Source organism: Halotia branconii CENA392, from assembly GCF_029953635.1.
Taxonomy (GTDB): Bacteria; Cyanobacteriota; Cyanobacteriia; order Cyanobacteriales; family Nostocaceae; genus Halotia; species Halotia branconii.
In genome coordinates this window covers 4,563,291-4,577,870 of sequence record NZ_CP124543.1, presented here as the reverse complement: position 1 = coordinate 4,577,870, position 14,580 = coordinate 4,563,291, and the positions used below count along the sequence as shown (strand labels likewise).

Genomic DNA, 14,580 nt, shown 5'->3' with positions numbered 1-14,580 from the left:
CCAGTTTTATTGAGCCAGGAGACCATATCATCAGCAAAACATATATGACCACAGTAGAAGGTGAGAATACTCGTTTACGTCATTATCTGGCACGACTACATCGAAAAACATTATGCTATTCCAAATCTGTAGATATGCTCAAATACTCAATTCGATTGTTACTTCACTACCTAAAGTATAGAGAAATACCTATATTTGCCTAATTCATCCCGCATTTATGCAACGCCAAAATTTTAAATTCATTTATACCCCCAAAAATATTATGCATTATTTTGTAGCTTTCTGAAAGTTTTCGTATTGAACTGTTAAGCTGGCAAGCTAATCTTCTTGCTCTAGCATGTATTTTGCCTGTAAGAGTTGCTGTCTATGTTCGTCGCTGACTGTGGGGTATTTGAGATGGAGTTTTTCTAGTTGGGTACAAATAATGTCGGAAACTACCAGACGTGTAAACCATTTGCGATCAGCAGGGATAATATACCAAGGAGCCCAAACAGTACTAGTATGATTAAAAACTGCTTCATAAGCTTCCATATACTCGTCCCAAGAAGCTCTGGCATAGACATCACTTGCTGCAAATTTCCAGTGTTTATCTGGGTTTTCAATTCGTTTTAAAAAGCGTTTTTTTTGTTCTGATTTCGAGACATTCAAAAAAAACTTCAGAACAATTACACCATTATTAACTAAATATTTTTCAAAATTATTGATTTCTTCAAAACGCTGTTTCCATATCTGATTCCCTTGGGATAACTGGGGAAGTTGTTGTTTTAAAAGTATTTCTGGATGTACACGAACTGCTAATACTTCTTCATAATATGAACGGTTGAATATTCCTATACGACCGCGTTCTGGTAACGCTCTGGTTGTTCGCCATAAATAGTCATGGTCTAATTCTTCCGCACTGGGAGCTTGAAAATTAAACACTTGAAAGCCTTGAGGATTTACACCAGACATCACATGTTTAATTGTACTATCTTTGCCAGCAGCATCCATTGCCTGAAAGATAATTAGCAATGCATAAATATTTTGAGCATAGAGAATCTCTTGGAAATTTGCTATTTGTTGAATATCTTTTTGTAATTTACTTACTGCATCAATTTTATAATAATTGTCAACTTTGTAAGCTGGGTCATAATCTTTTTGCAAAGAAATCTTTGAGTTTGGTGGAACAATAAAAGCGTCATGATTCACGTAAAATCGCTCCTAACGATTAATAGTCAAAAAAATTCCGCACCGTCAATAAGAAGCAGAGGGGCGTGGAAAAAGGGTAAGAAGAAAAGGGTTTGTTTCTTCATCCTTTACCCTTTAACCTTTTCCCTCTCTTGTCTCCCCTGCTTTCTTGTCAAGTTTATTATCTATTGTTTATCTATATCTTTTTTTTAATTTTAATTTTCCCTGCTTGGAGTTAGGACGCATAGCTTCTCGACCCAGGACAAATAGTCCGGCTACACCTAGGCAGACAAACCAGACGTATTGATACCAAAAACACCGAATTTGTTCTACAGGACTTAGTTCTGGATGTAAGGTGTCTAAGTACAGCAGCAACATTAAAATCATTAGCGCCCCAAAACCAATAAAACTTAAACCCACACGAGTTCTTGCTGATTGCAGTTCTAGGTCGCTAATTTGTTCTAGATCAATCTCTGCAAGCTCCTGTAAGGCTTCATCTGCTAAACTTGAAGCCAATTGCAATTTATTACTGAGTTTGGGTGGTAAAATTGGTGTTAGCGTTGCTACAGTAGGACGGCGTAGCAAAGCTTCAGTATTTCGCAGCAATTCTAGTGGCTTACGAGGTGGCTGAGCAAAACCTTCGACATTATCGGTAGCATTTGGGGCGGTCGCTTTGCTTTCAAAATCCATAGCACGCCTTAAAAAACCAGAATATAAATAGCCTAGCGAATCAGTTACAATTCATGCAAATTTTCTGGACACAGTAATACTTTAGTGACATCTCCCGGCACTAATCGCAAAGGGGAGCGCGCGGGCTTCTCAGGGACTCCTGCGATGGCATCGGGCATTTCCTGAGCTTTGGTTTTACGTCCCTGTGATTGTTTCATCAATACTTGTATTTTTACAAATTAATCAAAAAAGCGAAAGTTTAGTCAAATTTAATTATATATATAGCAGTCCTCAATCATTCGTGAACAACAAGATCCCCGACTTCTTTGAGGAATCTGAGCCTCTCAATTTTCACAAATCAAATAGGATTGCTATAGTAGACTTCTTGTAAAAGTTGTTTTTTCGCGCTCTTCTTTGCGTCTACCCTTGCGGGAACGTCTGACGGCGAATGCGCCTATGCGCGAAATATAAAAGTATTTATGCAAAAGGTTTAGTGAATAAATTGCAGGATTTAGTTAACTAAAAAAAAGTCCGCGTTAGCGGACTACGGACATTGGATAAGGTTAGGTTATTACCAAGATGCTTACTATTCGTTAGAGGACATCTTTATTTTTAATGAAGAAATAAAAAAAATCAAGCTCCTAAAATTTTAATTTTAGACTTAACTCATTGACTTGTGTCTGATTTTATATCGATTAGTATTACATCCAAAATGTGTATTTTTTTGATTTTCTATTGTTTTACAGTATTTAATAGCTGAAATCACTCAAAGTTTACTAATGTGAATATTGAAATAGTTATTAATTAAGCTACTGAGGCAGATATATTTTAGAAAGTTATGTCCCAAGACAGTTGAGTTAAAAAGAATAGTCTATGGTTTAGCGATCGCATTTTTGGAAGATTATACATCAGCGATCGCCTTTAGCTACCAAAAAGTGGTTTTTTAGCTTACACTTTTTTTGCCTGTATTACCTGCAAACTACCCCCCGCATACAAAACTGGCTCACCTACCTCAAACCCAATTTCAGTTAATAAACCGGGTAAATCAGTTTTTAGCAACTTCCAAGCCGTTTCCGTCTCAAACAACAGTAAGAATAGTGATAACCCAGGCCAAAATAGAGGATTAGTAGGAGCATGAAAATCTACTAACACAAACTTTCCTCCCGGCTTTAACACTCGATGAACTTCACGAATAATTTTTTGCAGTTGTTCAGGTTGCATCTCATGTAGCGCCGCGCTGGTATGAACCACATCAAACAGATAATCTGCAAACGGCATTTTTTCTGCAAAAGCTTCCACATAGGAAGCTTCAGGTACATTTTTTTGAGCGCGTTGCAAAGACAACGGTGAAGCATCTAATCCGATGACATTTTGTGAAGATTTCACCAAAAATTGCGTCGATTGACCACTACCGCAACATAAATCTAAAACTTGAGTATCTGAGTGAATTGTTAAGCTTTGTAAAGCGAGTTGCCGAAAACGAGCTTCACCACCTACGCTGACAGCTGCTAACCGCGAAATACCATCATACAACCATTGATAACGGTAACTCCAATCTCTTAAAATTGTTGCCATTGCATCTTTCCTGACTATTAAGCTCTATATTTAATAAAGATATATTGTTAACATTAGTAAAAAACCTGAAAAGATTGGGGGAAAGTAACTGCTATGAGTCGTGTAGGCGTCTTATTACTCAATCTCGGTGGACCTGACAAGTTAGAGGATGTCGGGCCGTTTTTGTATAACCTGTTTTCAGATCCGGAAATTATTCGCCTACCGTTTCGCTGGTTGCAAAAACCCCTAGCCTGGTTTATTGCCTCACGGCGAACCGGCACATCTCAAGAAAACTATAAGCAAATCGGTGGTGGTTCGCCTTTACGGCGAATTACTGAGGCTCAAGGAGAAGCTTTAAAGGAAAAGTTAGACTATTTGGGGCAAGAAGCCAATATTTATGTAGGAATGCGTTATTGGCATCCGTATACTGAAGAAGCGATCGCTATGCTTACCCAAGACAATATTGATCGCTTAGTGATTCTGCCACTATATCCTCAATTTTCCATCAGTACTAGTGGTTCTAGTTTCCGGCTATTAGAGAAACTTTGGCAAGAAAATCCAAAGCTTCAGCGTCTTGATTATACCGTTATTCCTTCCTGGTATAAACAACCAAGCTATCTCCAAGCTATGGCGGAACTCATAGCTCAAGAACTTAAACAGTTTCCTAATCCTGATCAAGTTCATATCTTCTTCAGTGCCCACGGTGTTCCTAAAAGCTATGTTGAAGAAGCAGGTGATCCTTACCAGCAAGAAATTGAAGATTGTACTGCTTTGATTATGCAGACTCTCAATCGACCTAATCTCCACACCTTAGCTTACCAAAGTCGCGTCGGCCCAGTAGAATGGCTACAACCCTATACTGAGGATGCCCTTAAAGAACTGGGCGCACAAGGGGTAAAAGATTTGGTCGTCGTGCCTATCAGTTTTGTCTCAGAACACATTGAGACACTCCAAGAAATTGACATTGAATATCGGGAAGTAGCAGAAGAAGCAGGGATTCACAACTTCCGCCGTGTGCCTGCTCCTAATACCCATCCAGTATTTATTCAAGCACTAGCAGACTTGGTAATTGATGCGCTGAAAAACCCTAGTTTCAAGCTTTCGCAAGCCGCCCAAATGAAGAAAAGGGTCAAGATGTATCCCCAAGAACGCTGGGAGTGGGGCTTAACTACTAGCGCCGAAGTTTGGAATGGTCGAATTGCTATGTTAGGTTTTATTGCTTTAATTATCGAGCTGGTTACTGGTCATGGTCTACTGCACATGATTGGGCTTTTGCAGTAAAGGGCATGGGGCATTGGGCATTGAGCGTAGTCGAAACACTGCTTCTTTTCCCTGTTCCCTGAATTTACAATATTGTTCGCCGTACTTTGTGCCAAATTAAACCAGCACCAATCAATCCTAAACCTACTTGCCAAATAGTAGACTCTACCCAGAAAGCTAAGAACAGGCAAGATACAAGACCTATCCAACCCACCCATACAGGATAGAGTCGCTCTGATGGGGTGAGTTTCAAGGCGGCTAAATTAGTCACTGCATAGTAAATCAAAACACTAAAGGCGCTAAAAGACCATGTGGTTTTGACATTACCTAATAATACCAACACAGCGATCGCTCCTCCTACTACAATTACAGCTCTGGATGGAGCTGTCTGTTGCTGGTTCAATCGTGCTAAAAATCTTGGAGCATCTGAGCGCCGTCCCATTGCTAGTAACACGCGGGATAACCCTAAAATTAAGTTCAAAAGCACACCCAACATTGCTGTCATCGCACCAATAGCTAACACAAAAGCCGCACTTGAACCTGCAATGCTACGAACTGCTACTTCTAAGGGAGCTGCCTTTGTTTGTCCTGTAGCATTGCCCAAAACATTCACCCCTACAGCCCCAATACCAACCGTTGCCACCGTCATGTAAAGTAACATGGTGAGCAATAGACAAACAATCATCGCTTGAGGAATTGTCTTTCTTGGGGAACGTGCTTCTTCCCCCATTGTGGCAATGCGACCATAGCCTGTATAAGCAACAAACATTAAGGCGCTAGCATGAAGTACTGCTCTAGGGGAAGTGGTAAAGAAAGGTGTCAAATTTTCAATCCCCACTTCAGTCGCACGGGGTAGACAAACAAGGATAAAAAATCCTAAAGATAATAGCGTTATCGAGACAATCACGGTATTTACAATACTAGAGCGTCGAATACCATTCAACACAATCAGCGTCATCATCATTACAGCTAAGAGAGCCGTAGGAATAACCCAATTAGCACTTAATCCCAAAATATTTAGTAAGTAACCAGCAAAACCCAAAGCGGCAGTGGCGGCAGAAGCAGTCTTTGCTACCAAAAACATCCAACCTGCTGTAAAGCCAAATGCAGGGGTGAGATATTTATAGCCATATTCATAAGTACCACCGCTTACAGCATGGTTAGCTGCCAACTGAGCGCTGTTTAATCCATTACAGGTAGCAACGATCGCACCAATTGCTACTGCTACAATTACCGCAGACCCGGCAATGCCTGTAGCAATGCCAATACTGACAAATACACCTGTACCGATAATTGAACCCAGTCCCATCAAAGTAGCACCAAAAACCCCTAACTCTCTTTGTAGCTGGGGTTGTGAATTGGTAGCAGACATCTTTTATCTCCTTGTTTTAGATGATTTAAGATGTAGGTTTCATTGCTGAAAATATCATTACAAGGTTGGGATATTGGTTAAATCTAAGTCAGGGACTTCCAGAAAATAAATTATCCAATTTACTCAGATAATATATTTCTCTTTCCCCCTGCTCCCTGCTCCCTGCTCCCCTGCCTAAATAGCGATGAGATATTTTTTAGTTGGAAGTTCCTTACTGCTGATAATAAAGCGCTGCTTTGTACAAAACTTGTTCTTGATGAGTTTCTAAAGTGCAATTAGATAAAGGGTAAGTGACACAAGTTACAACGTAGCCAGCTTTGATTTCATCTGGTCGCAAAAATTTTTGCTCACCTTGATTAACTTCTCCATCAACAAGTTTGGCAATACAGGCGGAACATTCACCTTGTTTGCATCCAGAAGGTAGGCGAATACCAACTTCTTCGGCTATATCGAGGATATATTGATCATCGGGTACTAAAATAGTACGATCTAATCCTATTGCTGGATTTACAAGTCGAACTTGGTAAACTGTCATAACTAATTCGTAATTCGTAATTAAAAGACACAAAAAATTTTTATTGTTTAAGTGCTTTCATCGATAAGCTAATCCGCTTTAATTTCTCGTTGACTTCTAGCACTTTTACTTTGACAACTTGTCCAACTTTGACAACTTTTTTAGGATCGTCTACGAATCTGTCAGCTAATTGGGAAATATGTACTAAACCATCTTGATGCACGCCGATATCTACAAATGCACCGAAATTGGCAACATTTGTCACAATTCCTTCCAATTCCATTCCCACCTGTAAGTCGGTAATTTCTTTAATTCCTTCTTTAAAGGTGGCATATTTAAAGTCAGCACGAGGATCTCTACCTGGTTTTTCCAGTTCGCCAAGAATGTCGCGCAACGTAGGTTCACCGACAGTCTCAGTCACATATCTCTTTAAATTTGTCTTTTTAAGTTTTTCGGCAATTTGCGTTACCTGATTTAACGGTACATTCAAATCAGAGGCGATCGCTTCTACTACTGAGTAACTTTCTGGATGAACAGCTGTATTATCTAAAGGGTTCTCACTACCACGAATGCGAAGAAAACCCGCAGCTTGTTCAAACGCTTTTGGCCCTAACTTTGCTATCTTCAAGAGTTGCCGACGATTTTTAAAAGCTCCGTACTGGTTGCGATAGGCGACAATGTTATTAGCAACCGCTGCGGTAATTCCAGAAACAAAGGTCAAAAGTTCTTTAGAAGCGGTATTTAAATCTACCCCAACATAGTTAACGCAACTTTCTACAGTTTCATCCAACTTCTTTTTCAGCAACTTTTGATCGACATCGTGTTGGTATTGTCCTACACCAATCGATTTGGGGTCAATTTTTACAAGTTCAGCTAAAGGATCTTGTAAGCGGCGACCGATACTAATTGCACCACGCACTGTAACATCTAAATCGGGAAACTCTTCTAGTGCGACTTTACTTGCAGAATATATAGATGCGCCAGACTCATTTACCATTACTTTGATGGGTTTACGGTCTATTGCTTGTAATACTTGCAAGACAAATTCATCTGTTTCACGGGAAGCTGTACCGTTACCTATAGCAATTAATTCAATGTGGTATTTTTCAATGAGGTTCTGAATAGTTTGTGCAGCTTTAGTACGTTGTTCAGCGGCTTGGTGAGGAAACACTGCCTGATATTCCAAGAATTTACCTGTTTGATCGAGTACTGCAACTTTACAGCCAGTTCTAAATCCGGGATCTATTGCCAGCGTAGGTTTCATTCCCGCTGGTGCTGATAGCAATAACTCCCGCAGATTAGCTTCAAATGTTTTGATTGATTCAATATCTGCGTAAGTTTTCTTTTGGGAAATTACTTCTCCTATCAGAGAAGTTTTCATCAAACGATTGAATGCATCTTTCAACATTGTTTGATAAAAATCACGAATTATCCGGATTTTTGTGTTAATTTCCTGGGATTCTAAATACGAAAGTACTGTATCTTCATCAAAGGCAATTTCAAAATTTAATACTTTCTCAGTTTCACCCCGACACAAGGCCAGCATATTATGAGGTGCAACATTCTTCACCTTAATCTGATAGTTACGGTACATCTCAAATTTAGTTGTTCCTTCTGGGAAATCGTCTTTGATGCGAGAGACAAATACCCCATCTTCTAGCAGATAATCTCGAATATATGCGCGTAGCTCTGCTTTTTCTGCCACCTCTTCCGCTAAGATGTCAGCCGCACCTTTTAAAGCTTCTTGTGGTGTTTTAACTCCTTGAGTCTCAGAAATATATTTAGCTGCTTCCTCTTCTAATGAAGCCAACACAGCATTTTTGACATTTAATGACTTGATGAAATCTGCTAGTGGTTCTAGTCCTTTTTCTCTAGCGATAGTGGCGCGGGTACGCCGCTTAGGTCGATAGGGTAAGTATAAATCCTCAAGTTCAGTTTTTTGTAAACAGGGTATAATTTTCGCTTTTAGTTCATCGGTGAGTTTACCTTGTTCGGCGATCGCATTTAAAATTACTGATTTGCGTTCTTCCAGTTCTGTTAAGTAAGTATACCTGTCAGCAAGATCGCGCAATTGGACTTCATTCATTTCATTGGTACGCTCCTTACGGTAACGCGCAATAAAAGGGATTGTTGCACCCTCAGCCAAAAGTTCCAGCGCGTTTTGCACCTGATAGGGTTTAAGGTCTAGTTCAGTTGCCAGTAGTTGAGGAATGTTCAGCATTGAGTGTTTAACTTAAAATACTTCTAAGGGTAATATGCTAGATCGTTCTTACAGCACTAGCGCTAAGTGTTAAGCTAATTTACCGGATCACTGCATAATCTTGACTTTATACACTGTTTATTTCTATAGAGTGTTGTGACGTAAACCTTGTTAGATGTAAAATTATTCACAATTAGAAACACAGTTTCGATATATTTTTGTTGACTTTTGTCAACAACTATGTCTTTAGTTCCGAGATTAGTAAAAATGCCTTTGTTTTTTTTAATTCCACTATTTACTGGTTTAGCGACTGGCTATTTGTCTAAAAAATGTAATGACGAGGTAGCTTATCTTATAGGGTTGTTTACAATTATCTGTCTAGTTTTGAGTTTGGTTTTAGCTCCTTGGCAAATCCAATTAGTGCTGTTAATCTTAATCATTATCAGCACTAACAGACTATTAAGGTAGTGATTGTGACAACCATACAGAATATTTGAGAAACAATCGAGAAGAAGTTGACGATAGCAACTATCATGAACTGATTTGTTCTCAATTTAAAACTATCAAATCGGCTTCGTAACTGAAGCCGGAAACTTTCAAGATGCAATTTAAATTAGTATTTTCTAGCTGCTAAAGTTAATTTTTTCACCATTCCCAACTATACCTAATACATTCAATCGGGAAATTTTTAGGTTATCTAAAGCTTGATTTAATACCGATGAATTTGTTTTATCCATCCTCACCACCATTAAAAGACCATCAGTATGGGGTGCTACTAAGCTTGCATCAGCTAGTCCGATTAAATGAGGGACATCATAAATTACTAGATCAAAAGTATTATGAAAATCTGCCATCAGTCGCTTCATCTTGTCAGATGATAACAATTTTGTAGGATCTGGCGGTGTTGGGCCAGCAGTGATTACAGATAATTGATTCATAGAAGGTAGTTTGCGGATCACTTCTTGAGTTGGTAAGTTGGTAGAAATTAAATTACTCAATCCCCATAAATTATTTAAATCTGATAGTGCATGAATAACTGGTTGGCGAAAATCAGCATCTACAAGTAGTACTCGTTGTCCCATTGCTGTAGCTATTTGAGCTAAATGAAACGCAACTGTAGACTTACCATCACCAAGGGTAGCTGAACTAATCGTAATTGAGTGAATCTGGCGATCAGAACTGAGTAGTTGAATATTCGTATATAGTACTCTTAAAGCTTCTAAAAAGTTTGGAGAGTAGTGATTGTAATCTTGATTTGGTTCAACAGTCGAACCATAGCTACCCTCAGAAACAGGATTTTGCACTGCTACTATAGAGGACTTTTGAGTAAAAATACGATTTTGACTAGTTTCAATTTGCCTTTCAAATGGATTGTTTCCTAACAGCGGTAACTTGCTTTTATTTCGATGTGCATGGATATAGGCACGGTCTTGATGATTTTTAACTTGCTGTTCAAAGGGAATATTTCCTAATAATGGCAATTTAACTTTATCTTTTAAAGCTTGAACACTATGGTAGGTGCTATCCAGTTTTTCTAGTAACAAAGCAGCACCAATTCCTAAGAGGATGCTAGCAACTAATCCTACTATCAGATTACGTTTGAAATCTGAAGAAAAAACAGGTTGTTCTGGCTTAATTGGTGGTTGAATTAATTGCCAACCTAATTCTGTTTGTGATACTTGAATTTGTAGAGTTTCGCGAGTAGATAAAAAAAGATTTAAATTTTCAGTCGCAATCTGTAATGTTCGCTGTAGTTCGGTGTACTGTCGCGCCAAGATTGGCCATTGCTTACGTTTTTGTTCAAGTGTTTGTTCAGTTTTAGCGATTTCTCGGCTTTGTACTTCTAAAGACTGAACTTGAGTAGCTACCTCTGCAAGTTTTGCATCTAATACGCGCTGTGCTTCTTGGCGTACCAAAGGAACTAAGCTTTCACGTTTTTCTTTCAATGCTTGGAGAGTGGGATTATTATCTTGCAAGCGAGTAGACTCTGTGGCAATCTGCACATCTAATTGCTGTACTTGAGCGAGTAACTGCTGATATAAAGGAGCATTAATCAACACTGCTTGTCTACCATTTTTTCCCTGTAGAATTGCTAAATTGGCACGAGCTTGAGCTAATTCTTGAGTAATACTTTGCCGTTGATTAGTCAAAGTACTGATTTGACCAGCAATTTGTTCTGATTGTGTCTCTGGGTCAACAAAGTCGTACTTTTGCCGGAATATTTGTAACTCTTTTTGTAGTTGATCAACTCGGTTTTGTATAGATGGCAGTTTTTGATTAACAAAGCGAATACCTTGACGCAACTTAGTTTGCCTTTTTGCTTGGCTATAATCTATATAATCCTTAGCAATTCTATCTAGTACAGCTTTAACTTTATTAGGATCGTTACTGCGATAGCGTACTTCTATAATTTTTGTTCCCTCTAACTGATAAATAGTTAGGGAATTAGAATTGATTAAAGAATCATAACTAATATCTGGATAGGAAATTTGCAACGTTCTAATAATACTTCCCATCAGTGCAGGACTTTTGAGAACTTGAATTTGGCTCTCGTAATCTAGACCAGATGTGCCTGAATTGCCTGAACTTTTATCTTTAACAACATCTATAGCTTTGGCATCATCGGTTACAGGTTCCACTAAGAGTTGAAAACTACTTTCATATTCTGGTGGTTTTTGGTTTAGTGTCAAATTGATCACTACCGTTGTCATCATAGTGATAGTTACCCCTATAATAACTAGCGATCTTCTTCGTAAAACACCCAGAAAATATTGAAAACTCCAGTCATCTCCTTGTCCTTCAGCAAACGGAATAGGTTGAGTCTGAGCTAATGAAGGTATGGAGTGACTACTGCTATCAGAACTTGAGGAGTTAAAAGAATAGTTTTCCATTATTTGTATTTATTATTTAATAATAGCCTGTGTAATATTTACATTTTTTGAAGTCTTGACTTGTCTTTATTTAAGATGAGAAGATTTACTGTATGAGTTTTAACACTTATTTTCTGTCATTATGATTATGCACATTAGTTTAACAGTTTTTTAAAGCTAAGGTGTGGTAGCTTTAAGAATCAGTATCGAAAACAAGCAGCTAATTAACATCTATATTTTTATTTTTAGGTGGTAGATGGTTAATAGCTACTTAAATAGGGAGTTCTCAATAAATATAGACTTTAAGTATAACCAATGAAATTTGCTTATATTACATTACTTAATGCATCAACAAGTACCGCTTCTAATGAGTAAACAAAGATTTATAGTTAGATTTGTTAAAAACATAGCTAAGAAGCACAGTCATTAACAATTCTTATAGCTAAGAAAATGTACAGTGTAAAATATGTACCTTATTAAAGATTTAGTTTAAAGTTATCTAAGTAACATAAATTTTCCGTAAAGCATAAGAGTCAACCTTTAAACATGATATTCTAAGAGTCAGAATCACAATGTAATAAAAAAATGCCTATACTCAAAAGTAATCTAGTAAACTTGATAAGTATCAATAGTAGTAGCACAGTTAGTTCAAATCAATGACAGTAAATCCCGAAGTTATTATCAAAACAGCAGTGCTAATTTAAAAGCAGTGTGTTTTCTATCACAGGCTCTTTGGTTGACATGCAATTAAAATTCTTCAAAATTTGGGAAAGCGGTTTGCTGTAGTATGAGCTTACATCCCTGTCACAAAAATTGTAGATTATTAATCAGACTTCTCTTTATCCCTTGTTGTGTTCCTGTGTTTAATAAAAGCGCGTCTATAAATTTTGTGTTCCTGTGTTTGATAAAAGCGCGTCTGTAAATTTTTTTACGTATTCTTAAGAGAAGCCGTCTGTAAACTTTCTACCTGCGTATCCAAGAAAAGTGCATCTACCAGGATCAAAGTGAACAAACGATTAGTGTTAATCGTCTATACGGTCAGTAAGGTGTGTATGTACTTACTTCAAACCTATAAAATTTGAAGTCAAGTAAATATTGCATGAGCCTAGAGCAATTTGAAAATACTTATCAATAACTGAGAATAATTTTCATCTAAATTACTTTTTTGGTTTGAGAATTTCATGTGTGTTTTCAAGAAGTTTTCTAAATACTAAAGCTAGGATACATAGGACAGATTCTAATGAGACTGAATCAATGGATTAATCAAAAATTCTTGCCATCCATTTCTACTTCTACTCCTTTAACAGCCTATAAAGAGAATGATATAAAAACTCGGCAATCCGTTAAATTATCTGTAATCACCCAGTTTTTTCCTCCAGACTATGCTGCTACAGGACAATTAATTGAGGAACTCGTAAAACAATTGGGTCAGCAAGGGGTAGATATTGAAGTTTTTACAAGTCAGCCTGGATATGCATTTAAATCTTCTTCGGCTCCAGCAGTTGAACGAGTAGATAGAATCCGAGTTCAGCGATCGCGGACTGCTCAACTGTGGCCGGGGAGGATTCGTGGTAAAGCTGTCAATGGTATTCTGTACACATTGCGTGCTGCGCTTTACATGTTTAAAGCTTGGCGGCGCAGCAATGTAGTTTTGTTGACTACTGCTCCTCCATTTTTACCAGTTATCGGATATCTAGCTTATCTATTATTTCGGTTGCCTTATGTTTGTATCCTCTATGATCTTTATCCAGATATTGCGATCGCTTTAGGAGTAATTCCCAAAGATAACTGGTTAGTGCGATTGTGGCGGGCAATCAATAGACAAGTTTGGCTTAACGCTAAAGGAATTGTGGTTCTTAGTCCGGCGATGAAAGAGCGAGTAGTAGCTCATTGTCCCCAAATAGCCGACAAAGTTTCTGTAATTCACAGTTGGGCTAACCCCGACTTAATTAGACCGATTCCCAAGCAAGAAAACTGGTTTGCTTTAAAGCATAATTTAGTTAACACATTTACCGTACTCTATTCTGGCAACATGGGTCGCTGTCATGATCTTGACACTATGCTAGAAGCTGCTAAGGAATTGCAAGACCAGCCGATTCAGTTTGTGTGTATTGGTGGTGGAGCCAAACGCGATGACTTAATTAAGGAAGTAGAGCAGTTGGGACTGAGGAATTTCACTTTTCTACCGTATCAAGATAAGCATGTACTGCCTTATTCTTTGACAGCTTGTGATTTATCACTCGTAAGTGTAGATGCATCAACAGAAAGTTTGGTTGTTCCCAGTAAGCTTTACTCAGCCTTAGCTTCTGGGCGGCCATTAGCTGTGATTTGTTCTCCATCTTCATATCTTAGACAACTGATTTCAGAAGCTGATTGTGGCAGCACATTTGACAATGGAGACAGTCATGGTCTAGCCCAATTTATTCGTTTACTTAGTCGCGATCCCCAATTGGGGGAACGAATGGGTACAGCAGGTCGTCAATATTTGCGATCGCATTTCACTCCTAAGGTTATCTCCCAGCAATACCTCAATGTTTTAGAGCAAGCAATATTACCTGATGAGGTAATCACTATGCCTAAAAGCCATGTAAAATAAGCTTTCAGGAAAGTCCAAATTGGTAGATTCTAACAGCATAGTTATTCTTTTGACTTAATTTGTGTTAATAACACGGTTGGAATCACCATTTATCTTTCTATTTGGGAGGATCAGAAGCTGCCTCCCTTAAGTATTATGCATGGACTTAACAAATATAAAAAAGTAAGTATTTCAAATTGCGAATAGTAATGTATCTTGCTATTTTGATTTGAATATTACTGATTTACTTTTGATTCCAAAAGTAAATCAGCACAATAAAAGTCCTTTGTCTATAAAACATTCACTTTATTTTTTCGGCTTAGACTTTCGTTGTTTTTTCTCAGAATATTGTAAATATATTTAAAGCTATCAAATTTAAACACAATGTAAACATGATGT

At 38.0% G+C, this 14,580-nt stretch carries 10 protein-coding genes and 1 pseudogene; 3 read left to right on the top strand and 8 right to left on the bottom strand.

Features of this window, described 5'->3' with window-relative positions; all coding sequences use genetic code 11:
- Positions 1-5: 5 nt before the first annotated feature.
- Positions 6-203: pseudogene (locus QI031_RS20165) on the top strand (IS1 family transposase); the annotation flags it as partial.
- Between the two features lie 115 nt (positions 204-318).
- Here QI031_RS20165 and QI031_RS20160 read toward each other — a convergent pair.
- The 4 genes from QI031_RS20160 to QI031_RS20145 form a co-directional block, all read right to left on the bottom strand.
- Positions 319-1,188, bottom strand: a complete 870-nt coding sequence (locus QI031_RS20160; RefSeq protein ID WP_281481434.1) for a polyphosphate kinase 2 family protein — start codon at positions 1,186-1,188, stop codon at positions 319-321.
- 171 nt (positions 1,189-1,359) lie between these two features.
- Positions 1,360-1,857, bottom strand: coding sequence for a hypothetical protein (locus QI031_RS20155; protein ID WP_281481433.1), 498 nt, complete (start codon positions 1,855-1,857; stop codon positions 1,360-1,362).
- Positions 1,858-1,901: 44 nt separating this feature from the next.
- The gene (locus QI031_RS20150) at positions 1,902-2,054 is read right to left on the bottom strand and encodes a hypothetical protein (protein ID WP_281481432.1); all 153 of its coding nucleotides are present in this window, start codon (positions 2,052-2,054) and stop codon (positions 1,902-1,904) included.
- Between the two features lie 730 nt (positions 2,055-2,784).
- Entirely contained in the window at positions 2,785-3,411 is a 627-nt protein-coding gene (locus QI031_RS20145) for a class I SAM-dependent methyltransferase (protein ID WP_281481431.1), read from the bottom strand.
- A gap of 93 nt (positions 3,412-3,504) precedes the next feature.
- Between QI031_RS20145 and hemH the strand changes: the two genes are divergently transcribed.
- The gene (gene hemH / locus QI031_RS20140; RefSeq protein ID WP_281481430.1) at positions 3,505-4,671 is read left to right on the top strand and encodes a ferrochelatase; all 1,167 of its coding nucleotides are present in this window, start codon (positions 3,505-3,507) and stop codon (positions 4,669-4,671) included.
- A gap of 64 nt (positions 4,672-4,735) precedes the next feature.
- Here hemH and QI031_RS20135 read toward each other — a convergent pair whose 3' ends face one another.
- From QI031_RS20135 to QI031_RS20115, 4 genes are all read right to left on the bottom strand, one after another.
- Complete coding sequence (locus QI031_RS20135; protein WP_281481429.1) at positions 4,736-6,022, bottom strand: APC family permease; 1,287 nt, start codon at positions 6,020-6,022, stop codon at positions 4,736-4,738.
- A gap of 211 nt (positions 6,023-6,233) precedes the next feature.
- Positions 6,234-6,557: a 2Fe-2S iron-sulfur cluster-binding protein gene (locus tag QI031_RS20130; RefSeq protein ID WP_281481428.1), complete on the bottom strand. Its 324-nt coding sequence runs from the start codon at positions 6,555-6,557 to the stop codon at positions 6,234-6,236.
- 40 nt (positions 6,558-6,597) lie between these two features.
- The gene (locus QI031_RS20125; protein ID WP_281481427.1) at positions 6,598-8,757 is read right to left on the bottom strand and encodes a Tex family protein; all 2,160 of its coding nucleotides are present in this window, start codon (positions 8,755-8,757) and stop codon (positions 6,598-6,600) included.
- A gap of 602 nt (positions 8,758-9,359) precedes the next feature.
- Positions 9,360-11,627 carry a GumC family protein gene (locus tag QI031_RS20115; RefSeq protein WP_281481425.1) on the bottom strand — a complete coding sequence of 756 codons (2,268 nt, stop codon included), beginning with the start codon at positions 11,625-11,627 and terminating at the stop codon, positions 9,360-9,362.
- Positions 11,628-12,846: 1,219 nt separating this feature from the next.
- Here QI031_RS20115 and QI031_RS20110 point away from each other — a divergent pair.
- Positions 12,847-14,202: a glycosyltransferase family 4 protein gene (locus tag QI031_RS20110; protein ID WP_281481424.1), complete on the top strand. Its 1,356-nt coding sequence runs from the start codon at positions 12,847-12,849 to the stop codon at positions 14,200-14,202.
- Positions 14,203-14,580: the final 378 nt, after the last annotated feature.

Excerpts from the sequence above, each read along its gene's own strand:
- QI031_RS20135 (WP_281481429.1), bottom strand. The coding sequence starts at position 6,022 with ATGTCTGCTACCAATTCACAACCCCAGCTACAAAGAGAGTTAGGGGTT.
- QI031_RS20155 (WP_281481433.1), bottom strand. The coding sequence starts at position 1,857 with ATGGATTTTGAAAGCAAAGCGACCGCCCCAAATGCTACCGATAATGTC.
- hemH (WP_281481430.1), top strand. The coding sequence starts at position 3,505 with ATGAGTCGTGTAGGCGTCTTATTACTCAATCTCGGTGGACCTGACAAG.
- QI031_RS20145 (WP_281481431.1), bottom strand. The coding sequence starts at position 3,411 with ATGGCAACAATTTTAAGAGATTGGAGTTACCGTTATCAATGGTTGTAT.
- QI031_RS20110 (WP_281481424.1), top strand. The coding sequence starts at position 12,847 with ATGAGACTGAATCAATGGATTAATCAAAAATTCTTGCCATCCATTTCT.
- QI031_RS20150 (WP_281481432.1), bottom strand. The coding sequence starts at position 2,054 with ATGAAACAATCACAGGGACGTAAAACCAAAGCTCAGGAAATGCCCGAT.
- QI031_RS20115 (WP_281481425.1), bottom strand. The coding sequence starts at position 11,627 with ATGGAAAACTATTCTTTTAACTCCTCAAGTTCTGATAGCAGTAGTCAC.
- QI031_RS20125 (WP_281481427.1), bottom strand. The coding sequence starts at position 8,757 with ATGCTGAACATTCCTCAACTACTGGCAACTGAACTAGACCTTAAACCC.
- QI031_RS20130 (WP_281481428.1), bottom strand. The coding sequence starts at position 6,557 with ATGACAGTTTACCAAGTTCGACTTGTAAATCCAGCAATAGGATTAGAT.